The sequence below is a fragment of the Okeania sp. SIO2C2 genome (genome assembly GCF_010692625.1).
Classification (GTDB): domain Bacteria; phylum Cyanobacteriota; class Cyanobacteriia; order Cyanobacteriales; family Microcoleaceae; genus Okeania; species Okeania hirsuta.
The window spans coordinates 117,311-141,554 of record NZ_JAAHGM010000003.1 but is presented as its reverse complement, the minus strand read 5'-3'; the positions used below and the strand labels follow the sequence as shown (position 1 = coordinate 141,554).

Sequence of the window (24,244 nt, the reverse complement as noted above, 5' to 3'; positions counted from 1 at the left end):
AGGAAGAAGGAAAAGTGTTACCTTGTCTGAGTTTTCAGCTTTTGAACTGTCCGCGCTCTTTCCTTCGACTGCTATAATATCATGTCTGGTTGAATGCTTACACTTTGTACGAAGGAAGGCAGTTATGCTGAAGGCAGAAGGGAACAAAAGGCTAGAAGGAAGAAGGTTTTTCGCTAGCGTAAGCGGAACATAGTTCTATGCCACTATTATCCGGACATGATATAAATATATAGCAGGGAACACCGGATCTGGGAACAGCGGGAAAAACATTTCTCCTGATTTAGATCGTCATCAGCATAAGTCCTCACCTATCTGTCTATTGCTATATCTCTACTGAATTACTTAATAATAATTTTTCGTTCTCTGGTAGTGCTAGGGAACGAATTTTTATGATAACTGATATAGCACAAGAAAGTAAGAATAAGGAAAAGTGTTACCTTGTCTGAGTTTTAAACTGTTGAACTGTCCGCGCCCTTTGCTTCGACTGCTATACTATTTCTCAAAAATCATACTATATATCAGTTTTGAATTTGGTATAATTTCATGTCCGGATAATTATAGTACTACGCAAATATGTTAGGACATTCCTATATTCCCTATTCCCTGTTCCCTATTTCCTGTTCCCTTACAACTAAATTATTGTCTTAACCAAAAGACGTAGTGCTATAGTGATGAAAAAAACTTCCTCATTCTTCCTTCTTCTTTCTTCCCTCCTGAGTTCTGTACATCACTAATCCGACGGTTTCCCTACCTGAGTGCTGACTCCTCCGTCGTTTATTTATGAGTATTCAACCGGACATGATATAAATTTAGACTTCTTGTCAAAAAATCAATACTTCTAATGTTAGTTTAAAGTATATTCGTATAAAATATTTGGTAGTGAGGTTTATGGAGTTTTATCTGGTTAACCCTTGGATAGCTAACATTTGTTGGGTTCTCTGTTCTATATTGTTTGTGGAGCTGGTGCGAGATACTTATCATGTGGTTTCTCATGTTTGGTCACCTTTGTATAAATGGCACGGTTGGCATCATCGTGTTTTCCGTCCAGACTTGACTCCTGTCAGTACGGAAATTTATCAAAAAGCTACCTGGTATCACGATGTGCCAGAATCTCTAGTAATGTTGACTTTTAGTCTGTTACTCTGGGCACTAACTTTTGTTTGGATACCTTCTTATCATTGGGCTAATTTAGCAGGTGTTGTTTATACTTTAAGCTTCTTTTTTCCGGCGATCGCTCGTGCTACTGGTATTCCTCATGCTGACCAACTTACAGACCTAAATCATCTTCCCGGTGCATTCTCAGAGCCTCCTACTAATTGGTTTGTCAACCGTCCTTATCATTGGCGACACCACTTCGATAATCAAAATGCTTATTTTTGTGGCACTCTGAGTCTGGTAGATAAACTTATGGGTACAGCACTTTCTCTCAAAGGTAAAACTATTGCTGTTACAGGTGCTTCTGGCAGTTTGGGGCGATCGCTCCTCCAACATCTTCACAAAGCAGGTGCAAAAGTCATTGCCCTTACTTCTGGGAATCAAACTATTACCTTGAATATAGATGGTAAAGACTTAGAAATTAATACCATAAATTGGCAGGTAAGTCAAGAAAATAATTTAGCAGATTTATTTGAAAAAGTAGATATTTTAGTCTTAAATCACGGTATTAATGTACATGGGGAAAAGACAGCAGAAGCGATCGCTAAATCTTATGAAATTAATGCTTTTTCTAGTTGGCGAATGTTAGAAATCTTCCTCAAAACTGTGAGAACAAATTCTGATATTGCCTGTAAAGAAGTCTGGGTTAACACATCAGAAGCAGAAGTTTCTCCAGCTTTTAGTCCTCTATATGAACTCACAAAAAGAACCCTTGGAGATTTAGTTACCTTACGAAGATTAGATGCTCCCTGTGTCATTCGGAAATTAATATTAGGTCCGTTTAAAAGTAATCTTAATCCCATTGGAATTATGTCTGCGGATTGGGTGGCAAAACAGATAGTAAAATTAGCAAAAGCAGATGTTAGAACAATTATTGTCACAATTAATCCTTTAACTTTTGTAGCAATTCCTATCAAAGAATTTTTAGTTTCTACTTACTTTAAATTATTTACTTGTAAATAAATTTAGTAGGGGGGGTTTAGTCTTCAAACTATTCTGTAAAATGTAGGGTTTTGGTCTCCAAAGCCTTCCATTCTTATGAGGAGATTTTAATATATAGACTTTAAAGCCAGCTTTTATAGTAAAATTTAATTCTCACTCAATTAGTAAAGCCTTTATCTAGAACTAAAAAGAAGCAATAGCTGATAGCTGATAGCTGACGGCTGAATGCTTACTAAGCATTTAAAATTTCTTCTGCTGTTAAAGACAATTCTGGAAAAGTCAAAGACACAATTTTTTCATTACTTCTAAACTGAGTCATGTTATATTGACTTTCTTGATTTAAAATATAAACAAATACACTCGGAAATTTCGGCTTTCCCAAATATTTTCTCCCACCAATAGCTAAATAATAAACAATCCAATACTCTAAAATTCCCAAACTTTGATATTCCTCAAATTTATCAACATAATCATCTTCCCAATTAGTAGAAACTACTTCTACAGCTAATTGAATTGGTTCGTCTAAAGCAGCATAAGTAGCACGGTTAGCACGCCAAACATCCCGATTAATTACACTTACATCAGGTTTTCTTCCTTGTTCAATTTTATCTACAGTTAAAGTTTTAATTACTGCCGTATTTTTCACCACATAATTTAGATTCAGACGTTTAATTTCTTCTTTAAAAAAATCAGCGATCAAGTCTGCCACATCATCATGGTTCCTTGTCGCCCTCATTTCCACAATTTCTCCATTCACCAATTCATAAGACTTACCATTATCAGGATAATTCTCTATAAATTGGTCAAAAGTTAATCTTTGTTTTGTTATTGTGTCCATAGTTGACTATTTGCGTTTAAGTAAGCATTCAGCTATTAGCATTTCCTACGGAATGCTGCGCAAACAGCAATCAGCTTTTGAACTTATGCAAGTAATAACTGAGGTTAGGTTAAGTAAATAGGCGTTAAAATTTGTCGCTATGTAACAAAATGTAAAGAACCTCTGAATTCAACTGTTTGGAGGAGCTTGGAGTTAGTATACAAATCTTAATATAGCTAGGATTTTCTATACTTACCTACTAGACTGACACAGCTAAAACTGTGCATTAGCTTTTAACTTGAAAATTCTGACTTTTGAATGCATGACTTTTGACTTTTGAATTGAATCTAATGCACCATTTAAGGTGTGTCAGTCCACTACTTATAGCCAATTTCATTGGAGTCAGAATTCCCTTCTGCCTTCTGCCTCCTGCCTTCTGCCTTTCCTGATAATATTGACTTCTTTATCAATTATAATAAACCATCATTAATCCCATCATCCATCTGAGATAACATTGTCTGTATTTCAATATTCGACTCCTCAACTTCCATTTCTATCGAATCAAAAGTTGGCTGTACAACGAAAGGTAAAGCTGCTCCTATCAATCCTCTTTTAATCCTTTCTGGAGTCTCTGAAAATAAAACAAATAAAGGATAAATTTCCTCAGCTTCTTGAGAATAAATGTGTTTATAACCTTGAGGCATTACCCATTCATATTCCTTATCTAATAAAATCTGAGTTTGTCGCCAACGACTAAGTAGATCGGAAAAGTCTTCCTGGGGTCTATAAATAAAAATAAAAATTTCTGCTCCTGTCTTAACCTTCCACTCAGGGTCGCACATAAAAATTCCTAGATCGCAAGGCAAATTAACAGTTTTTCCTGACTCATTACCATGTTTTCGTAAACGAATAATAGGTAGAGGAATAACTATTAAACTATCTTCTGGACGACGCATACTGGGAAGCATTTCTAAGTATGGTCTATGTTGTTTAAGTAGTGCAATTGTTGCTTGTGAATTACTATATTCTGCTAGTAATGCTTCGTAATCTGATTTTTTTATAACCATAATAATTTTAATATTTTCTTATATTTAATATAATGTCCGGTAGCATCCGTATTAGCTCAGTACAGGACAAAAGTTGTCAAAAGGGTGAGAGAGAGGATTTGATGGAAATTACCACAACTTCAACAAACCCTCATGGAACAGATTAACCAACTTCGAGCCAAATTGCGACCCCATCTGGGATGGCATGGGGCAAGACTGTCCTTCGTTGCCATGTTCTTCATAGCCCTGTTTCGAGCCAAAACAGTAAACCTGGCTGAATTAGCGATCGTGTGTGGAGGAGAGGTAGAAACTCAGTCCCATTACAAGTCGGTTTTAAATCCACTCTTGCTAGCCACCGATATATTGTAGAACGTCCCACTTTATAGATTCTGGTGGCCGATAAAATACTTCCTCCGTTTTCAATATACTCAATGACTCTTGTTCGTAAATCTACACTGTAAGACATTCTTGAAATTATTTATTCTGGTTTATATTTGACTCTTTATACTGTACCACTCTTATTCAGAATGACTATATATCATGTCCGGTTGAACAGTTATAAAATAAATCAGGACGGAGGAGTCAGGAGGACCGAGTCAGGAGGGAAGAAAGAAGAAGGAAGAGGAAGAACAGGAGAAAAATGAGAAAAAGGAGAAAGTTTTTTTATTACTAATTATCCGGACATGAGATTATACCAAGCGTGAAAAAAGAATGTTACGAATAGTAAGAGGAATAAAAAGATAAATGCAGGATATCTCCTTTGACAAAGCGGTCGTTAGCGCAGCTTCCCGAAGGGTGGGATGGCGTTCGCTACCGCAAAGCTTTCCGTTCCGGAATGCTACCGCAAACGCTAACAGCGGAGCGGGTCTGCACTCTTCGGGTCTCCTCGCCATATCCAATCGACCAAGAGAGCGGTGCGACCCCGCGACGACGACAGTCGCACCTGGTAGCGCACCAAGAGAAAAGAATGATTCCCGACCTGAAAAATGGTATTGAAGCTATTCCCGTGTGACTTGTGACTCGGTCCGACTGAGTTACCCTCCCAGGAGGGGTTAGGGGTGGGTTGACTCCTAAGAAATATCCTAGCTATTTGTAGCAAATATTTATTAATTTGGTATTAGATAACTTTTTGAGATTTTTCTTGAGTTGTTTTGAGGCATTAATCTTTTCTCCATTGCTCAAAGTTGCAAATTTACTAACACCTAAGTCAACGCCAATAAAATTATTAGTTTTAGGCAATGATTCAGGATTAATTTCTACAACAAAACTAGTCAAATAACGGTCGGCACTATCTTTGATTATAGTTACTGATTTAGGAGTTACAGGCAATGGTCTTAACCAAACTATTTGAATTTTACCTACTTTTGGTAGATAGATTTTATCTTGACCAACTTTGTAATTAGCTCCTACAAACCTAGCAGATTGTCTATACTTTCTACTTTTGAATTTAGCAGGTTTAACTTTAATACCTTTGCGTTTACCAGTACAACTATCAAAAAAGTTCTTATATGCTTGGTCTAAATCTTTGAGAGACTGCTGCAATGAAGTAAAAGCCACATCTTTTAAGCAAACTAATTCTTGTTAAGCTTGAGTTATGAATTGTTTGGTTCAGTCAACATAATTAGGTTTCTTTTGATGATTAGCATAAAGTTGATTACAATATAGCTAATGACTGTTTCCAAACATATCGGCAACAGCAAAATAGTTGATTTAATTTAGTTATTTGAATATGATTAGGATATATCCTATATTTCTATCTTTATTTCAATTTTTTCTACCTATTGCTAACCCTAAAACTTAACTGCGTAGCAGTATTTTATACTATTATTATACCATGATTGATTTGTTAGTTGTAGTTGGCATTTATCCAGGAGTCAAATTGAAAATTATCCTGCGGGTTTTCTACCAACTTGATAGATAAATATTTTAAGACCAAATTGTAGGGGTTTTCACATAAACCAAAGCATTCTCCTACTCCTTACTCCCTAACCAAAAATAATTTTGTAGTCTACTTAAATAAAAAACACTGTAAGAATAAATAAAAAACTTCAAACTCTTACCGAATAATTAAGGTTTAAAGCCTCTCCTTTAAAGGAGAAAAAAGTGGTCGATCTTCGGAGTTTCCCGTAGGGTGGGATGGCATTAGCGTTAGCGTTTGTGCAGCATGACCATAGGAAAGCTCCTCTGTAAGAGGTAGTGGATCTGTCAACAGCGGGTCTCCTAGCAATATCCAATAGACCAAGAGAAGAAAAAATTTTCACCCTCCGCATTAATCCTCTTCTTTTCAAGGAGAAGTAATTGTTAATTATTAATTATTAATTATTAATTGTTGAACCATGTTTCCATATCCCTAAATTCCCAGATATTTTTTTCACAAATTAAATTGAACTACTATTGAACAAAGTCAGAAGTTATTGTTATAACAGGAATTTTGAGCAAATATCCAAAAATATTTGGCCTTAAAAGGCGGGGTTTTAGACCCAATTATTTTGATAAAAATTCCCTTATCTTTATTGAATCTTTAATGACTACTTAGTAAAGATTTAACAGTAGTAATCATCTTTTCAATATTCAAAGGCTTACTAAGATAAGCTGATGCACCAGCATTAATGCATACTTCTCGATCGCCACTCATTGCCATAGCAGTTACAGCAATTACTGGTACAGACTGCCATGTCGGATGAGCTTTTATTCTTCTAATTAATTCTAACCCATCAACTTCTGGCAACTGAATATCCATCAAAATTAAATTAGGTAAATTTGGAGGAGTAACTAGAGAAGAATTAATTGTATTCAACATAGTTTTACCATCACTAATCAACTCAACAGTATAGCCCTCCAACTCCAATACTTCAGAAATTAAAAGTTGGTTATAAGGTTGATCTTCAACAATCAAAATTCGATAATTTTTTTCAGATTCTCGTCTTTTTTCAGCAATTTTTCCAGAAAAGACTTGAGAACTTTCTTCAGCTTCAAAATTAACAATTAACTCCTGTTGCATCTCTGTTAATGGCAACCAAACACGAAAAACACTACCTCTACTAACCTGAGAACTTAAAGAAACAGTACCCCCATGTAATTCAGCCAATTTTTTAGTCAAAACCAAACCCAAACCCGTACCTTCATGTCTCCTAGATAAAGAAGAATCAACCTGCTGGAAAGGACTAAATAAAAATTTCCATCTATCTTCAGGAATACCAATTCCAGAATCTTTTACCTCTAAACATAAATAAGGAGTGCTAGGATTAATCGGAGAATAATCAGGTCGATAATCACCTTGAATTTGACTACCATAAGCTAAACGTCCGCTAAGTTTAACTTGCCCTACCTCTGGTGTAAACTTAACAGCATTAGACAATAAATTAATAATTATTTGTCTTACACGACGTTGGTCTAGAAAAACTTTAGATAAACGATAATCTAATTCTAGAGATAAAGCTAACCTTTTTTTATCAGCTCGTGGCTGAATCATTTTCAAACAGTCAGTACAAAGTTCGTGAATATTTACTGACTCTAAATTTAGCTCTGTTTTTCCAGCTTCAATTTTGGATAAATCAAGAATATCATTAATTAACTGTAGTAAATGCTGACCACTTTTTTGTATTAGTCGAACTTGATGAAGTTGGCGATCGCTTAACTGCCCAGATGTTTGTCGCTGTAGTAAATCAGAAAACCCTAAAATACTATTAAGTGGAGTTCTCAACTCATGGGACATAGAAGCTAGAAACTCTGACTTTAACTGAGAAGAACGCTCTAATTCCTCATTAATTTGCCGTAGATGTTCTTGAGACTGTGCCCTTTCTATGGCCACTCCTAGAGTGCGACAAGCTGCAAATAACATATCTTTTTGAGGAGCTTCTTGTAGTTTTTGTAGATTACGAGATTCTAGAGTTAAAACACCAATAATTGTCCCATCTGTGGCAGGAATGGGAAAAATTCCTAATTGACCAATAGCGGGATTACAAAATCCTGGTATAGCTTGAGGGTGAGAAGCATAATCTTCAACATACATAGGTTTACCACTTTCAACTACTTGCCACAAAAGTCCTTGGCCATAAGGAATGCCCTGTTTCAACAAACCTTCCATTTCTATTACTGCAGGTTCACCATAAGTAGCGACAAATTGAGAAGTAATTTGATTAGATATTGGCTCTGCTTGACGATTTTCTCCTTCTCCGCTAATAACTTTGACATCTCCAAAAGCAGCATTCATTACCTCTACCAAATAATTCAGAGCAAATTGGGCAATTTCTCTTAAGCTGTCTGAGTATTGCAGTCGTTCGTTGAGACCCAAGAGAAATCTTAATCTCCTCAATTCAGCATTAAGGGTATTTTGGGACTTTTGATGGGCAGTCACATCTCGAAAAGTGAACAGATGTCCCCCATCTGATGTGAGAGTGCAGTCCACATTAAGAAAAATATGGTTAGCTTGTTCTATATCTAGGAATAGACTTTCTGTTTCTGTGTTGAGTAGACAGTCTTTGAGCTGTTGACATTGTTTTGTTGACCAATAACCTTGAGCAACTATTTCGGCAAATATAGTATCACAATGAGGCTTTAGAGCAAGCCACTCTGGCAATAGTCCCCAAATTTCAGCTAGTTTTTGATTAAATAAAATTAAGTGATGGGATTTATTAAATAGGGCAATAGCATTATCTATTTGGTTAAGGATAAGTTCTTGCTCTTCCTTTAACCTCTGTAAATCTATTTCAAAATTCTCCATTTTTATGACTTATTATTTTTTCCATTTTTAATTGGACAAACAGGCAAGTTTAAGTTTCTTTACATAAAGAAACAAAATCTTCTACTATTGAAGAGTGATAGCAATTAGATTGTGTGTGTGATCTTCAGCACACTCAAATAATTTTGTCGATCTATTGTTGAAATAAATATTAATAATATATAAGTAGAGAAAGTTTGATTAAATACTCATTTGTACTAAGTAGATAGACACGAAAAATCATCAGTATGTAATCAAAAGTCAAGTCTTTCAAAAACTTTTCCCCTTCTACATTCTGACTCCTGCCCTTCGTCTGATTATAATGATAAATTTTAATGCCGACCTACTTAACGCTAATCAACTTGTTAGTATTTTGTTGAAAAATTATTTTAAATAAGTAGGTGAGCATAAATAAACGTAATATTAGAGGGCGGATTTTTAGAACTCGATCGTGCTTAAGTCAAAGCTTTCGGTTAAACTCGCCCCTACAATTTTTTTAACTTTAATTAGACATACCTACTTATAACTATTAAATAAAATACAAAACTAACTTGTCGCTGCCATGACCACTAACATCAAATTTCAACCTTTAACTTTACTGTTAAAATACTATACAAATACTGAGTAAATTTACAAAACCAAAATAGTACTTATGGATAGCCAAGACCTTGCCAAATATATAGAAACAACTAACAGCATTTCTAAGCCTTGGCTATTGATACAACTTCGGATTCAAAAATTGAAAGAGCGTCCTGTAGAACTTTCTCCTGAAGAATATACTAAAAAATTAGCTGATATTCATCAAGATTTAATGAATTTAGGAGAGTGGTGGGTTGGTATTGAAGATGAAGTTTTTGGTGTAAAATAATGAAAAATTATCAGCTGTTTTGCATTTAAACCATATATTCAATGATCAAGTAGGGACCAATGGCTATTTGTCCCTACTTCCCAAATTAATTAGTAATATTATTTTTCCAAATTGGTATTAGATTGTGTGAAAATATCTGCCAAAAAGGAAAGAATATATCCGAAAACAAGGTTGAAGAAGAAAGAAGTGGATGGAGACTCAAACTCCAACCAATTGTAAAAACCTTGTAGACAGCGGGGTATTAAACCCAAAAGAAAAGGATAAGAGTTTCCGACTTTTGATATGTTTTTTTGATTTTTTATAGATGATTTAGGATTGCTATATATCCGGTTTACCGAATAATTAATAATTAATAATTAATAATTAATAATTCGCGCCTTGAAGCCTCCCCTTTTAAGGGGAAAAAAACGGTCGTTAGCGCAGCTTCCCGAAGGGTGGGATGGTGAGGTCTCCTCGCCATCCCTCGACCAAGAAAAGAAATAATATTTCCTTATATTCAATCAAGAGCGGTTTTAACCAGAGGTAATTATCAATTATCAATTATCCATTATCCATTAATGAAATAGATTATTCATGGAGATAAGCAACAGCCAATCTGGAAAAAGTTATAACTCTAATTTAGTAAACCGGATTTTGTATTACATACTAACTTTCAAAGTGAACTATAAATCTGCTGCTGTATTTTCTAAGCATAAAAATCAGGCAAATTTAAACTATTTTTCTTAACTTCATTGTTTGTCAATCTATCTTTCACCAATGAATTGAAGAATACTAATTTTTCTCTCAATCTGGAAAAGTTCGCTTTAATTCATCAATCAAGTCATCAATCTCTTCTAGAGCTTGATTAATATCAATTCTGAGTGTACCCAAATCTGGTTTTTCTAGCAGTTTAACTAGAGATTCTCGCTTGCTCTCAATATTAGCCACTCTTGCTTTGATTATCTGTGAGTCCATTTGAAATTCCTGATATACTCTTGTTAATACGATATTTTAGTTTAACTCAATAGTTAGATCTATAAATCTCAACAATCTCTGGTTATTGAAAAGGAATTATCATAGATACTAGATACTAAAAATGTCTAATTTAGATCCAGAAAAGGAAGCTAAGACAGTTGATAAAGCAATGTTAAAGCAAATTGATTCCCTCAAAAAAGAGGATGAAAGATTGTACAATATTTTAGCAATAGATGTTTGGGCACTAGCAAAAACAATGGATGAATTTCAGCCTGGATTTTGGGCAGCTTTTATGAAAAATAGAGATAAAGCTTTGAAAAAATTTATGGCTGATACAGTTAAAAATAAACAAAAAAATGATCGTAGTCCACCTTTTCTTCATTAATATATACTGAAGAGTATCTAGGCAAAGTTAGATAATTGACTTAGTATTTAATATATCTCCATACCCCTGAATTTTTCACTCTTTCAAGTAGATTTTTGGAGACATCAATCAATAAGTAAATATAGATTGAAACTTAAATCATTTATTCAATATTGAAAATTACTAGAATATACCTCATTACAGAAGTTAATCTTAAATATTTTTTATACCTCTATTCCTTGTTTGGTGTTCCCGACTTTAAAAGAAGTATAAAATAACTAAAATAATAGTTGACCTCGAAGTCATAATGAGGGTAAGATACACTTAGCAATACTAAAATTCTAGTTACAGAATTTATAAAAGCAAGAAACTGACTATCTATATATTATAATATTTTCTCTTTTTAAAGATATGCTAGGTAAAACTTCATTAGCAACAGTAGGATTAATTGTAGGTGGAATTATTTCTGTGATTGGAACAGCAGCTTACTTTACCAATCATCCCACACTTAATTTAGCAGGATTCTTCTACGGAATCCCGCTGCTTCTAGGAGGACTTGCTCTCAAAGCTGCTGAACTTGAACCAGTAACTTTTACACAACCAACTACCAAAGAAATTGTAACTCTCAGAGAAAAACAAGCTACTCCCATCCAAAATCAATTACGCAAAGATGTGACTCGGTATAGATATGGCCAAAAAGTACATTTGGAAGAATCTCTTAATCTCTTAGGTTTAAGTCCCACAGATGAAGAAACACCAATACTTAAGGGATTAAGGGAAATAGATATTAATGATAATTATGCCTTAGTGCTGGAATTTTCTTCTCCGTCAATTCCGTTAGATACTTGGCTTCAGAAACAAGATAAACTATCCAGTTTTTTTGGACCAAATATCAAAGCAGAGGTAAATCAACCTACAGAAGGAAAGATTGACTTAGTTCTGATAACTACTCCAGAAGTATAAAATTATCAGGTAGTTGTACATAGTAATGGTAGAAGGAGATAGGGAGATGGGTCGATGGGTCGATGGGTCGATGAGTCGATGGGGAGTGGAAAAAACTGTGAGTAGGAAAGAAACCGAAATATATCCTTTCTCTTGGTCAATGGGATATGGCGAGGAGACCCGAAGAGTTACAGAGTTGCTCCGCTTTATATGATGTTGCGGAGCAAAACGCCATCCATCAACCGCTTTCTTTTAATTGGATCTGAGGTAATCACAGCTAGCTAATATAATTAGGTAATTTGTCCCCAGTTCAATCAATACTATTGGTACTTACACATTTTCTGGCAAAAAAATGCCTAAGAGTCGTCTGCATAAGGGAACTACGTCAATGGCCGAAAAATGCCTGGAACCCGTGCTTGTGAAAGAATTATACCTTTTTGACGTAAAACTCTCTACCTGTATATATTTGAGACTATTTTATAGCTCTATTTTGTGTAAGTCCCACTATTACGGTTGCAGCACTGCCAATTATTATAGCGGTTTTCACAAAGGTAGACTACAGACAAAATATAAGTATGTTTTAAGTTGAATAAGTTACAGACCTAACAGCTATATTCTATGTTAATGAAAACCGCTATAAATATATAATCTTTAATATTTAATCAAAAATCAATTGATATTTTGTAGAAAATATTAACTTTATTTTCTGGTGTAGAAGTATTTTCAAAAAGTAATCTTTTAGATAGTTGCATCGGCAAGTTGATGAAGAAAATATTCTTTTAAAAGTCGTCAAAAGTAGCAAAATTAATCAGCTTGCATAAAACTCACAAATAAAGACCTGCTTTTGAATCAATTAACAGTGAACGGGTTGATAATGGGTTAGTTAAATAGTTATTAGGCAAAAGTTTTCAGTTATTAGCAAGTAGTTCAGCATTGAAACTGTATCTCTCAAATTTTAGCTAAAAGAAGTCATATCCTTATACCCGATACTCCCTATCCTAATCCACCTCAAACACTTAAGATTAAATCTGTTTAATTAGCAAAAAAATTGTCTATTGGAGTTGGAAACTTATAACTGTTAACTTTTAAATAAATAGTGGGAGTCAATTACAAACCGGTTAAAAACATTAACTGATAACTGATAAAACTTTGTTCCGCATACCCGATACTCCCTATCCTAATCCACCTCAAACACTTAAGATTAAATCTGTTTAATTAGCAAAAAAATTGTCTATTGGAGTTGGAAACTTATAACTATTAACTTTTAAATAAATAGTGGGAGTCAATTACAAACCGGTTAAAAACATTAACTGATAACTGATAAAACTTTGTTCCGCTACACGAAAGAGAAAATGTTATTGAAAAAATTCCCTTAGAGCTGATTTGTCAACTTAGCTGTTTGCGCAGCATCTCCGTTGGAAAAGTCTTATACTACCTAGCTTTTAATAATTTGGGATTTACTGGATAAAAACTCGCCAAGCCTAAATATAGCAAGGAATTTAGCCTCTTAATATTTACTTGATAAATCAGCTCTTAGCTGGGGGGTGGATATATTAGAAATGAATAAACATCTTATGGTAGGAACTTACTTTTCCAAACGCACCACATACCATTGTATAAAATTACCATTGCTTAATTCATATTCACAATAGGTATCTCTTAGTTGTTGAGCTTGAGCATCTAGAGAAGATAACTTTTGTAAATCTCTAGGTAAATCATGTTGTTGTTGAGCTAGAATAAGCCGCAATTTTTCTAGTATTTCTAAACCTGTCATCAACTGCTCAGGTTTATTTGGTTCTAAGACGACGTAGTTTTCTTCTTGGTACATAAGTGAATTAGGCATTTTTAGAACGAAAATAGTTGAGTGTGACTAATACTGAAAATTCTATAATCAAGAAAAATCAAATACCGTATGTTTTCAAGGCGAAAAAAATATAAGTGACACAAGGAATCATTATAAGGTTGACAAAATACGGTTATATGAGAGTATAATAAAAGACTAATGAGTTACTTGTAAATTAATGGTAAATTATTATAAATGCTAAAAATAAAAAGATTAGTAAAAATAAACATATAGTGAATTATCAATAAATAAAATTAAGCAAACAACATTCCTAATTATGAGATTAAAGGAATATTTAATACAGTAACTCTATTCAAATAGTAGCTATTAGCAACTTTAAAATGATAACTCCATCTCAAAATTTAGCACACAAAGAGCAAAAACCTTCTAAGGTAGAAGGTATAAAAGAAAATAGTAACTTTTTACGGGAACCCCTAGCAACTCAACTGCTGGAAGATACAACACACTTTACTGAAGAAGCTATTCAAATACTCAAATTTCACGGTTCTTACCAACAAGATAACCGGGATAATAGAGTGAAAGGGCAAGAAAAAGATTATCAAATGATGCTTCGCACTAGAAATCCAGGTGGCTTTATTCCGCCACAACTTTTTCTCACCTTAAATCGTTTATCTAATGAATATGGTAATGGTACACTTCGTGTAACAACCAGACAAGGTTTTCAGTTGCATGGCATCTTAAAGAAAAATCTGAAAACGGTTATATCATCTATTATAAATAGTATGGGATCGACTTTAGGAGCTTGTGGGGATCTTAATAGAAATGTAATGTCTCCTCCAGCTCCATATAAAAACCGTCGCGAATATGAATATGCAAAAGAATATGCGAATAAAATAGCAGATTTATTAACACCACAGACAGGTGCATATTATGAAATTTGGCTAGACGGGGAAAAAGTAATTAGCGCAGAAGAACATCCTGAAGTAAAAGCTGCTAGACAACTTAATAGTAATGGTACAACATTTACTAATAGTGAAGAACCTATTTACGGTACTCACTATATGCCAAGAAAATTTAAGTGTGCTGTAACAGTACCAGGAGATAACTCCGTAGACCTATACACTCAAGATGTTAGCCTCGTTGTAATTACCAATGAAGCAGGAGAACTAGAAGGGTTTAATGTTTTAGCAGGAGGGGGTTTAGGTAGAACTCATCGAAAAGAAGAAACCTTCCCTTGCTTGGCCAAAGAAATCGGATATGTGGCCAAGGAAGATATTTATGAATTAATCAAGGCTATAGTCGCAACTCAGAGAGATTATGGCGATCGCAGCAACCGTCGCCATGCCAGAATGAAATACTTACTCCATGACTGGGGATTAGAAAAATTTAAGGCCAAGTTAGAAGAATACTTTGGTAAATCCATTGCCCCCTTTAAACCTTTACCAGAATGGAAATATTTGGACTTTCTGGGATGGCATCAACAAGGAGATGGCAAGCTATTTTTAGGAATTTCTGTAGAAAATGGTCGTGTTAAAGATGAAGAATCATTTCAGCTAAAAACAGCACTGCGGAAAATTGTTGAGTTGTTTCAACTACCTATGTTGTTAACACCGAATCACAACATAATTCTCTATGAAATTCAACCACAGCAGCAACAAGCAATAGAACAAATTCTGGCTCAACATGGTGTCAGGAAAGAAAAAGATATTGACCCCTTAGTACGCTACAGCATGGCCTGTCCAGCTTTGCCAACTTGTGGACTAGCAATTGTCGAATCAGAAAGGGCCTTACCTGGTATACTGGGACAAATTCGGTTATTGTTGGACAAGGTGGGACTAGAACAGGAGCATCCTGTGATTAGAATGACAGGATGTCCCAATGGTTGTGCTAGACCCTATATGGCCGAATTAGGATTTGTCGGTAGTGCTCCTGATGCTTATCAGATTTGGTTAGGGGGTTCACCCAATCAAACACGACTGGCAAAAACTTATGTTGACAAATTACATATCAATAATCTGGAAGCTGAGTTGGAATTGATATTTATCTATTTCAAACAACAACGCCAACCAGATGAGAGTTTCGGCGATTTCTGCAATCGTGTTGGTATTGAAGCCATCCGTCAGTTCGTAACCAACTATCAATCTAGTTTCTCAATGAATACAGATATTAACAATTCAATGTTGACCTCAACCAACTCTGAAAATAATACTCCAGTAGTTACTAATGTTACTGAAGCAACTCCAGAAACTAAACCTCAAGAAGAAGGGGTAACTACAAATCAAGAAAATAATCAGGAAACGAATCTGATTAATAATCCAGTAAATTCACCCGTTAATTTTGATAGTACTCCGCCAGTAACTACATCAACAGTAAGTGAAACCCAGTCAGTAAATACTTCTGTATCTGGCGAAGTGGCAAATACTACTACAACACCATTTCCTGCTGTGGGTGAAGAAGCTAGTCAATCCACCCCTTCTAGTTTTGGTCAAGAGGTTAGTCAACCCACCCCTTCTAATTTTTCTCCAGAAACTGGTCAACCAACCGCTTCTAGTTTTGGTCAAGAGGTTAGTCAATCCACTCCTTCTAATTTTTCTCCAGAAGCTGGTCAACCACCCTCTTCTAATTTTTCTCCAGAAGCTGGTCAACCACCCTCTTCTAATTTTTCTCCAGAAGCTGGTCAACCACCCTCTTCTAATTTTTCTCCAGAAGCTGGTCAACCACCCTCTTCTAATTTTTCTCCAGAAGCTGTTCAACCAACCCCTTCTAGTTTTGGTCAAGAGGTTAGTCAATCCACTCCTTCTAATTTTTCTCCAGAAGCTGGTCAAACAGCTCTTCCAGAGAAGCCAAAAGATACCAGTAAAATGCGACATCGGGTTAGCGTTAGAGATGAAATCTATACCAAACTAAAAGAAGAGTCAAAGCGTCAGGGTAAACCAGTAGTTCAATTAGCAACTGAAGCAATTGCAGAATACCTGGAGAAAATTAGGAATAACGAAAGCTTATCTGCTGCTGATGAAACTAATTTTAAGCAAGAATAGTTAATAGATTATTTCACTCCAAGAAATTGAAAAGTTGTGGGAGATAAGGGGTAGTAATTGTCCTCTAATTCAAAATTCGAGGTAGATGAAAAACCCCTCCCACCTAAACAGTTTTTCAGTATTTCTAGGCTGAAAATTATGATGTGGTAGTGAATCTGAAATATCAATTTCAATTAGCTGTAATGAATTTACTACCCAGTCATATAACTTGATAGTAGGTTAAAAATATGATGTGGTAGTGAATCTGAAATATCAATTTCAATTAGCTGTAATAAATTTACTACCCAGTCACATAACTCGATAGTTAGAACTATTCAAAAATACCGATTTTGGCACAGTAGCATGAGGGTTTCAGAACTTTTTCTGGAGATGTTTATTGGCATTGTCTGGTAACTAACTCAGCTTCTGAAAATTTACTTGATTAGGAATTACGCAATACAACCGACAGGGTTTGCGCAGCAGTCCGGAACGGATAGCAATCTCAAATCCTAGTTTTTCGTACCTCGTGCTTAAGTCCTGTTGATAAATCAGCTTAGATTTAATAATAGACATCTGGTTGAAACTAAGTTTTTGCTCAAGTATTATGTCAAGTCCGGATAATAAGCAATAAAAAAACCTATCTTCTTACACAGAGCAAATCTCCTAATTATCCCTACTCCCTACTCCCTTATTTATAAGTATTCAACCGGACATGATATGACAAAGGTTTGAGATTAATTATCTTTTCCCTTATGGGTTTAATACCCCACCGTCTACACGGTGCTTAAAATTGTTTGGGATTCTAACCCCAAACAATTTTCCCTTCTGCCTTCTGCCTTCTGCCTTCTTCAATAGCAGAAGTCTAATAGACATCTCCAATAATCAAAAATCAAATTAATTATTGTACATAAATCATTAATTATTTCCGCCTACTCCCTCTTTTATAGAGATGTCTAATGTAAGAATAACCAAGTTTGAACAATTAAATTTTTTTCTAGATATGGCTAATTTGCAAAGATTAGCGATCGCCCCCCACCAAATTGAGCGACAGAAAGTATATCTAAATCCTGAACAACAGCATTACTTAAGTCGAGTGTTGCGACTAGGGGAAGGAGACCAATTTATTGTAATGAATGGTCAAGGTAATTCCTGGTTAGCGAAACTTGAAACAGAAACCTCTAAAAAAAGTACAATCAATGCAATTTTAGAGAAAGAAATTTTTATTCAAAATGAACTACCAATAGACCTGATTCTAATTTCTGCCTTACCCAAAGGAAATAATTTTGATGAAATTGTTAGGCAAAGTACAGAATTAGGAGTTACTCATATTTTGCCAGTTATAAGTTCTAGAACTTTACTAAAACCTAGTCCGCAAAAGTTGCAAAGGTGGCAAAAAATTGCCCGTGAAGCTGCTGAACAATCAGAGCGTCAAATAGTTCCAATAATCAGAGAAACTATGGAATATTCGGCAGCTTTATCATTATTCGATGGTCAAACTTTATCTAATTATTACAAATATATATGTGTCGCTCGTAATAACTACTCTTCTTTACTTGAGAATTTATTAGATAATCAACTGCCAAAATCAATAGTAATAATTACAGGTCCGGAAGGAGGTTGGACTAATGTGGAAATAGAAGCAGCGATCGCCACAGGTTTTCAAGCAGTTTCTTTGGGTAAACGTATTCTCAGAGCAGTTACAGCTCCTTTAGTTGCATTGTCTCTAGTTGCTGCTGTATTGGAGAAAAGAAAAGTATAGAAGCCTGATGGAATATGAGTCAGCGGTATGTACTTTTAGCTACTTAAGTCAGGAAGACTGACTCAGAAGTCACGAAATTTAGGACTGACAATAGAGGAAAAAGCGAATGGGACCCTGCGACGACGACAGTTCGCTTGTGGAACGCTGACCAGGAGAGGGAACGCGCACCAGCAGGTAGAAAAATGGGTAGTTCTCCTCCCATGGTATACGAAAACAAGGGATGCCTGCCATGGGAGCAAGATGGTTCCGCTACGCGATAAAACTACGTTACGCTAGCGCGATAGAACTCCGTTCCGCTACGCGAACGCACTTATACTGACTAACGAACTTTTTTTCATTTTAATAAGCACCAACGCAGAGCGAGCAACTTACCTCAAAAATACACGAAAATTTCTTCACAAGCAACCACTCTGTAATTCTTATGTATCAAGACTTTGAATAAATGGCCAAGAAAACCCTGATCGCACTCAAATTACCCCCATTTTTCGCCCTAAATAGCTCATTTGAACTTTTTTGGGAAAATTGAGTTTAAATTCCAAATGTATTGAGTAATATTCTATAATTTTAATTTATGAGTTATTTTTTTTACCAATTCAGGACTTATGCAAAGGCAGTATATATAGTGTGTTGGTCTGTTAGGCTAAGTCTGACACACCCTACTAATAGCGTTAATGCGTAAGGACTGCAATTATTAAACCTTAAAAAGCTTTACAGATAAAGCTTTTCAGAAGAAAAAACAGGAAGTATATTTTCTATAGATGTTTAATTTTGACACTCCACGGACTAAAGTCGCGTGGATTCTTAAGGCGAATAAATTTGACGTGAGGAAAGTCCGTCAAATTTTACCCTTAATGGCATAGCCAAAGATGCCTCTAGTCTGTCTGGGGTAAACCCATTCAGGTTACTTTTGACTCCAATATTTGCAGCACCATTACAGTCAGCATTTATCAATTTTCCTTGCTTAGTTTTATACAAACCACGTTGAATTCGTTGGCCACTAAAACTATATTCATTAGGATTATCGGCATTGTAAACAGGTATTTTATCTCTGTCTAAAAAACTAGCCTTGGAAGTATAAGACTCCTCAAGTTCAGTGTAAATTAACCCATACCTATCACACATAGCTTTTAGTTTAAATCTAAAAATGTTGTGTGGTATTTGCACAAACTTTTGGTTGTTTTTTTTACCTAGATTGATACTTTGTTTTATTCGGTGATTTACACCTACAACAATAGTAAATATCTTGTTTTCTCTACACCAGTTGATTAGATATCTAGCTGCTTTATTCAGGTAATCTCTAATTTTATTGTTCCGATTTACTGTAATGCTAATTTGCTTTTTGGTTAAACCTTTGATGCCTTGTTTATCCTTTAATGACTGCAATCTAGAATTTTCCTTGTTGTACCACTGGTTCATTGATTTCAGTTTTCTACCGTCTAAAATAAACGATGACCCAATATTTGATACACAAGTTGCTAGATTATTTAACCCCAGGTCTATTGCTAGTGCATTGTCAGATTTTACTACTTTCTGTGGTTCAACTTCAGTAATAAATTCCACTTCAAAAAATCTAGCATCATATCTAGGAATTATTCTAACTTCCTTCAAGTTTTTACCTACTAATCTTTGAGGAAATGGAATTTTAACAGCACCATATTCAGCTTTAAATTTTCTTGACATTGGGATATTAAAATACCCATTTATTACCTTAATTCGAGGTATGATTAAAGGAAAATATCCTGATTTTTTGAGGTATCTAGGTATTGGTATTTGTTCCCAAGGATATAGACTTTCCTGAGCTTTCTGGTAAAAGTTGAAAAATGACTTAAAAGACCTATCTACCACTTTTAAAGTTTGCTGTGCAATATCAGTTTGAAGTAGTTGGTAGTTTTCGTTATCTTTGCAGTAATGGTAGTTTGATTCATATCTCAGGTATCTGCCTTCAGAAAAATAGAACTGTCGTACAGAATAAAGCCCTACGTTGTACATATTTTTAGATAATCTGCACAATTGCTTTAAGGCTTTAAACTCCTGGCTAGACAGGTTTCTAATTTTGTTCTTTTGGGTAAGATACATAATTATTTTTCGCTGTATCATAGATATGATCGCGAAAACTCCTAGAGATGTCAACGTGACTACAGGTTAAAACCCTTTGAGTCGTTTCCATCCACCGCTTAAAAGACGGTGGTTTCCCACTTACCGAAAGTTTATGATGACCTGTTCTTGGCTTTTTCCGAGATATTTTCTGGCAGCTTAAATAGGAATATTATATATGAAAGAAATAAAAGAAGTTGCTACTTTACTAGAACAAAAAAACTATCAACAGGCAGGCAAATTACTAAAAAAATTACAAAAAGAACATCCTCAAAATCTTTGGGTGCAACTTTATATTGGGCGGTGGTATGAAAAAATAAATAAATTAGAATCAGCAGAAAAATTCTATAGAAAACTGCTGAAAGATGCAACAAATCCACAAGTAGTTGCGCAAGCACGTCAAGGTTTACAAAGAATAGAAACTATAGAGAAAAAACGTCAACAACAAGCGATCGCCACTGCTAAATCTGACCCTAAAAATACTGAACCAGGATTACTTATTATTGAAGCTATTAGTAAAGAAAATCAACAGGAAGCTGCTAAAAATCTAGCTAGAATTATGAAAATTGATCCTTATACAGCTAGAATGCAATTACAAAGTAGAGGTTGGCGAATTTATCGTCTTGGAGCTATTGGGGAACTAAAAATTTATGGTGAAGAAATGATCAAAGCAGGCATTCCTGTATTTTGGGCAAAAATATCAGATATTGAGAAAATAAATATATTTAGAGTTCAATATTTTCAATCTATTTCTTCTTCTGAGGCAAGTATTGTTTGTCTAAATGAACAAGATAAAATGGGAAGTTTAAATTTTAAGTGGTCGGAAGTAGTAGATAAAGTTGAGGGATTATTACCTATTTTTATGAATGCTATGGATTACGATCCTAGGCGACGTTCCGAAAAAATCCGTCATAAACAAATGACTCAAGATTATGCCAATATATTAGATTTACATCTTCCTAATCGCCGTAGTATTATTAGATTTTGTGACCAAAACTATCAATATCAAAAAGGAACTACTCATTTTACTAACAATCCGAAAAAATCCCCATCAAAATTACAAACTACTAATAGAACTAAATGGAATGAGTTAGTAAATATGATCAACCAAAAACTAGGTAATATCAAAACTTGGTCTGATTTTACTCCTTTTGGAGAAGTCACAAGTCGAGATTACACTCAACTATTAAGTCGTCTCAAGTATCACATTGATATATCGCGTAAAATAGAAACAATGTGGGACCCAGCTTTTCATTTATATAGTACCTTAGTATTCTTAAAAAATTAGGGGCTTAACATAGCAAATAAAAGTTAAAAGCTAATTTTTTACCCCTTTATTTTTTACTTCCTTACTGAATACTATCTTGGCAGATTCAAGTCCTTAGCCATACCACGAAACATATCCATACTAGGACCAGGACGACGACGTTTTGCTGTAGGTTTTGGCATTAAAAAGTTAGGAGCAAATAATAGTAACTCTTCTGGTTCCTGGGAAACTTTAACATTGGTTACAGGAGGTTGTGGTGTTGCCACTGCAGGAGTGCCATTTTCAGCTTCAGCTTTTTTAGCAATTTTTGGAGTTTCAGGTTTTGGAATTTCAGGACTAGCAGGTTTAGTTTCTTTTTTTGTAGTAGGTTCTGGTGCTGCTACACTCCCTTGAGTTGATTCTTCCTTGGATTCATTAGTGCCTTGATCGTCCTTAAATTCTAATAAATAATCAGACTTCTTTCCCAGCAGATTCCCCAGGATACCAAATACCCCGGCGAACAATCCTCCGATAAAAGCTAACATTATCTTTATCTCCTAAATAATTTTCTGTAAACAATTTTACAGTTAAATTCTTGATATGTTTAAATTAAAAGCAAGCGTAAGTTTTGTCTATATTTATTTATAAAACTTTACATTAACCAGAAGAGGTGCATCGTAAAATTGGCAATTGGAGAAAATCAGAAGCAAAAAAATTTGTAATTGTTTATATATATCTCATAATTCTGGAATTCTGGCGAAAAATTACCAAAAAAGTTTATATATAGCGCTACTTGAATTGGGAATAGGGAACAGGAAATAGCAAGCTGTAAAAGGTTTTTTCCTGCGGAAACGTCCCGAACAGGATTCAAAAATGTCTTAACCAATTCTTGTAGTGCTATAGCAGTCGAAAGAAAGGGTGCGGACATATCAAAAGCTTAAAACTCAGACAACACAATATTTTTCCTTCTTCCTTCTTCCTTCTGCTATACCAGTAAAAAGATTGTCCTACTCAACAAAAGAATAGCGATCGCTCCACTCTAGAATTTAGAATAAGATCAGCACGATAAATCAGGAATATGAAAAGTTTAAATAAACCTAATCCGGTATTATTAGTCCATGGAATTTTTGACACCATGAGAATATTCGATAAAATGTCTCGATACCTAAAAAAATTAGGATGGGAAGTATATTCTCTGAACTTAGTTCCTAATTACGGTATTTTAGGTTTAGATAAATTAGCTGAACAAGTAGCGAATTATGTAGATAAAATATTTCCTCCTAACCAACCCTTTGATTTAATAGGTTTTAGTATGGGAGGAATAGTCAGTCGTTATTATGTTCAAAGATTAGGTGGTATAGAGAGAGTAGAACGTTTTATTACTATTTCTTCTCCACACAACGGCACATTAACAGGCTATGCTTTAAATTTAGCAGCACCGACTCAGATGCGTCCGAAAAGTGATTTTCTGGAAGATTTAAACCAGGATATTGCTTTATTAGAGCAGATAAATTTTACCTCTATTTGGACTCCTTATGATGCGATGATTTTGCCTGCTAGAAGTTCTCAAATACCAGTGGGTAAAGACATCAAAATAAATGTTTTACTTCATGCTTGGATGGTATCAGATGAAAAAGTTTTGAAACTAATTGTTGAGGAATTAAAAGTAGATCCAAAGTCAAAACTAAATCTCAATTTTATCCGTTAATTTTAGTCCCAAGGAATTGCTGAAAAGATATATTTGCTGATTCACTATATTTCGAGATAAAAAGCAAGCGATCGCTCCAAATAATTTGTATATTTCTTATTTTTATTCTTGGTCTAGATTTATTCCTATTTGACATAATTTTTCTGCTAATCTCTCAGCACGTTGATATTCTTGTTGAGCAAGTTCTTCACCAGTCAATAATAAATTACCTTGATTATACCTCCCATGGCAAATTCCTAACTCAATACCTAACTGTGGAATAGAAAAATGACTCCGTTCATTAGCCTCTACAAATTCATAATCATTAGAAGTCAAACTATATAATTCTACAGCATATTTTTTAACTTCATAAATGCCGTAAAATGGAATTCTAATCCTTTGTTCATAAACCCAAAACTTACCTGTTTTTTTATGCTCTTGAAAATCCGATATTACTGGTGGAGTTTTGTCTCTTTCTTCAGTACCATCTCCAGAAACAAATTCTAATACAATGAGAGGGCAAATATATTCTTGCCAAAGCACATAATACCGTCGTACTTCTCCATTCAGTAAGGGTGGAACATGAAGAATTAGGAGGGATTAAAATCCCCTTCGTTCACTTTAGAAAATAATCTTGCTGACTGCTGAGTGCTAACCGCTTTCTTAAAGTCTCCTTCTCCACTTAGAAGTAATTATTCATTAGCAAGAAATTATTAATCCAAGTAAAACTGGAATTTATCTAAAAACTTTAGTACCTACTTCACAAATTAAACAGGTTCCTTTAGTCCCTAAACTTAACCATTATGTAATAGAGGTGATTTATGAAGCG

18 protein-coding genes and 3 pseudogenes are annotated in these 24,244 nt (G+C 34.7%); 10 read left to right on the top strand and 11 right to left on the bottom strand.

Annotated elements, in window-relative coordinates; translation table 11 throughout:
- Positions 1-888: 888 nt before the first annotated feature.
- Complete coding sequence (locus tag F6K18_RS02840) at positions 889-2,118, top strand: bifunctional sterol desaturase/short chain dehydrogenase (protein WP_287518466.1); 1,230 nt, start codon at positions 889-891, stop codon at positions 2,116-2,118.
- 211 nt (positions 2,119-2,329) lie between these two features.
- Here the strand turns inward: F6K18_RS02840 and F6K18_RS02835 are convergent, their stop codons facing one another.
- The gene (locus F6K18_RS02835; protein ID WP_287518465.1) at positions 2,330-2,935 is read right to left on the bottom strand and encodes a Uma2 family endonuclease; all 606 of its coding nucleotides are present in this window, start codon (positions 2,933-2,935) and stop codon (positions 2,330-2,332) included.
- 449 nt (positions 2,936-3,384) lie between these two features.
- Positions 3,385-3,981, bottom strand: a complete 597-nt coding sequence (locus F6K18_RS02830; protein WP_287518463.1) for a hypothetical protein — start codon at positions 3,979-3,981, stop codon at positions 3,385-3,387.
- Positions 3,982-4,113: 132 nt separating this feature from the next.
- Here F6K18_RS02830 and F6K18_RS02825 point away from each other — a divergent pair.
- Positions 4,114-4,287, top strand: a pseudogene (locus F6K18_RS02825) (IS4 family transposase); the annotation flags it as partial.
- Here the strand turns inward: F6K18_RS02825 and F6K18_RS02820 are convergent.
- From F6K18_RS02820 to F6K18_RS02810, 4 genes and pseudogenes are all read right to left on the bottom strand, one after another.
- A pseudogene (locus F6K18_RS02820) lies at positions 4,286-4,426 on the bottom strand (IS630 transposase-related protein); the annotation flags it as partial. The pseudogenes F6K18_RS02825 and F6K18_RS02820 overlap by 2 nt on opposite strands.
- A 620-nt stretch (positions 4,427-5,046) precedes the next feature.
- The gene (locus F6K18_RS02815) at positions 5,047-5,517 is read right to left on the bottom strand and encodes a transposase (RefSeq protein ID WP_287518461.1); all 471 of its coding nucleotides are present in this window, start codon (positions 5,515-5,517) and stop codon (positions 5,047-5,049) included.
- Positions 5,518-5,614: 97 nt separating this feature from the next.
- Positions 5,615-5,704 (bottom strand): helix-turn-helix domain-containing protein, encoded by a 90-nt coding sequence (locus F6K18_RS36370; RefSeq protein WP_353735004.1) that lies wholly within the window; start codon positions 5,702-5,704, stop codon positions 5,615-5,617.
- Positions 5,705-6,481: 777 nt separating this feature from the next.
- Entirely contained in the window at positions 6,482-8,683 is a 2,202-nt protein-coding gene (locus F6K18_RS02810) for a response regulator (RefSeq protein ID WP_287518459.1), read from the bottom strand.
- 649 nt (positions 8,684-9,332) lie between these two features.
- On the opposite strand from F6K18_RS02810, the gene F6K18_RS02805 reads away from it, so the two are divergent.
- Entirely contained in the window at positions 9,333-9,548 is a 216-nt protein-coding gene (locus F6K18_RS02805) for a hypothetical protein (protein WP_287278996.1), read from the top strand.
- Positions 9,549-10,331: 783 nt separating this feature from the next.
- On the opposite strand, the gene F6K18_RS02800 is transcribed toward F6K18_RS02805, so the two are convergent.
- Complete coding sequence (locus F6K18_RS02800) at positions 10,332-10,502, bottom strand: hypothetical protein (protein ID WP_192901129.1); 171 nt, start codon at positions 10,500-10,502, stop codon at positions 10,332-10,334.
- A 121-nt stretch (positions 10,503-10,623) separates the two neighbouring features.
- Here F6K18_RS02800 and F6K18_RS02795 point away from each other — a divergent pair, with 121 nt between their 5' ends.
- The 3 genes from F6K18_RS02795 (at position 10,624) to F6K18_RS02785 (ending at position 12,022) form a co-directional block, all read left to right on the top strand.
- Positions 10,624-10,887 (top strand): hypothetical protein, encoded by a 264-nt coding sequence (locus tag F6K18_RS02795; RefSeq protein WP_287518457.1) that lies wholly within the window; start codon positions 10,624-10,626, stop codon positions 10,885-10,887.
- Between the two features lie 390 nt (positions 10,888-11,277).
- Complete coding sequence (locus F6K18_RS02790; protein WP_287518455.1) at positions 11,278-11,829, top strand: DUF2854 domain-containing protein; 552 nt, start codon at positions 11,278-11,280, stop codon at positions 11,827-11,829.
- Between the two features lie 25 nt (positions 11,830-11,854).
- Positions 11,855-12,022, top strand: a complete 168-nt coding sequence (locus F6K18_RS02785; RefSeq protein ID WP_287518453.1) for a hypothetical protein — start codon at positions 11,855-11,857, stop codon at positions 12,020-12,022.
- A 1,371-nt stretch (positions 12,023-13,393) separates the two neighbouring features.
- On the opposite strand, the gene F6K18_RS02780 is transcribed toward F6K18_RS02785, so the two are convergent.
- Positions 13,394-13,651, bottom strand: coding sequence for a chlororespiratory reduction protein 7 (locus F6K18_RS02780; protein ID WP_287518438.1), 258 nt, complete (start codon positions 13,649-13,651; stop codon positions 13,394-13,396).
- A 341-nt stretch (positions 13,652-13,992) separates the two neighbouring features.
- On the opposite strand from F6K18_RS02780, the pseudogene sir reads away from it, so the two are divergent.
- Positions 13,993-15,777 (top strand): annotated as a pseudogene (sir, locus tag F6K18_RS02775) (sulfite reductase, ferredoxin dependent); the annotation flags it as partial.
- A gap of 1,852 nt (positions 15,778-17,629) precedes the next feature.
- Positions 17,630-18,388, top strand: coding sequence for a 16S rRNA (uracil(1498)-N(3))-methyltransferase (locus F6K18_RS02770; RefSeq protein ID WP_287518748.1), 759 nt, complete (start codon positions 17,630-17,632; stop codon positions 18,386-18,388).
- A gap of 801 nt (positions 18,389-19,189) precedes the next feature.
- On the opposite strand, the gene F6K18_RS02765 is transcribed toward F6K18_RS02770, so the two are convergent.
- On the bottom strand, positions 19,190-20,464 hold the full coding sequence (locus F6K18_RS02765) for a transposase (RefSeq protein ID WP_287518436.1): 1,275 nt from the start codon (positions 20,462-20,464) through the stop codon (positions 19,190-19,192).
- Positions 20,465-20,660: 196 nt separating this feature from the next.
- Here F6K18_RS02765 and F6K18_RS02760 point away from each other — a divergent pair, with 196 nt between their 5' ends.
- Positions 20,661-21,770, top strand: a complete 1,110-nt coding sequence (locus F6K18_RS02760; protein ID WP_287518434.1) for a tetratricopeptide repeat protein — start codon at positions 20,661-20,663, stop codon at positions 21,768-21,770.
- A 71-nt stretch (positions 21,771-21,841) separates the two neighbouring features.
- Here the strand turns inward: F6K18_RS02760 and F6K18_RS02755 are convergent, their stop codons facing one another.
- Positions 21,842-22,273, bottom strand: coding sequence for a hypothetical protein (locus tag F6K18_RS02755; protein WP_287279000.1), 432 nt, complete (start codon positions 22,271-22,273; stop codon positions 21,842-21,844).
- 533 nt (positions 22,274-22,806) lie between these two features.
- On the opposite strand from F6K18_RS02755, the gene F6K18_RS02750 reads away from it, so the two are divergent.
- A complete protein-coding gene (locus F6K18_RS02750) occupies positions 22,807-23,436 on the top strand; it encodes a triacylglycerol lipase (RefSeq protein ID WP_287518431.1) in 630 nt (209 codons plus the stop codon).
- A gap of 102 nt (positions 23,437-23,538) precedes the next feature.
- On the opposite strand, the gene F6K18_RS02745 is transcribed toward F6K18_RS02750, so the two are convergent.
- A complete protein-coding gene (locus tag F6K18_RS02745; protein ID WP_353734991.1) occupies positions 23,539-23,958 on the bottom strand; it encodes a Uma2 family endonuclease in 420 nt (139 codons plus the stop codon).
- Between the last annotated feature and the right edge of the window lie 286 nt (positions 23,959-24,244).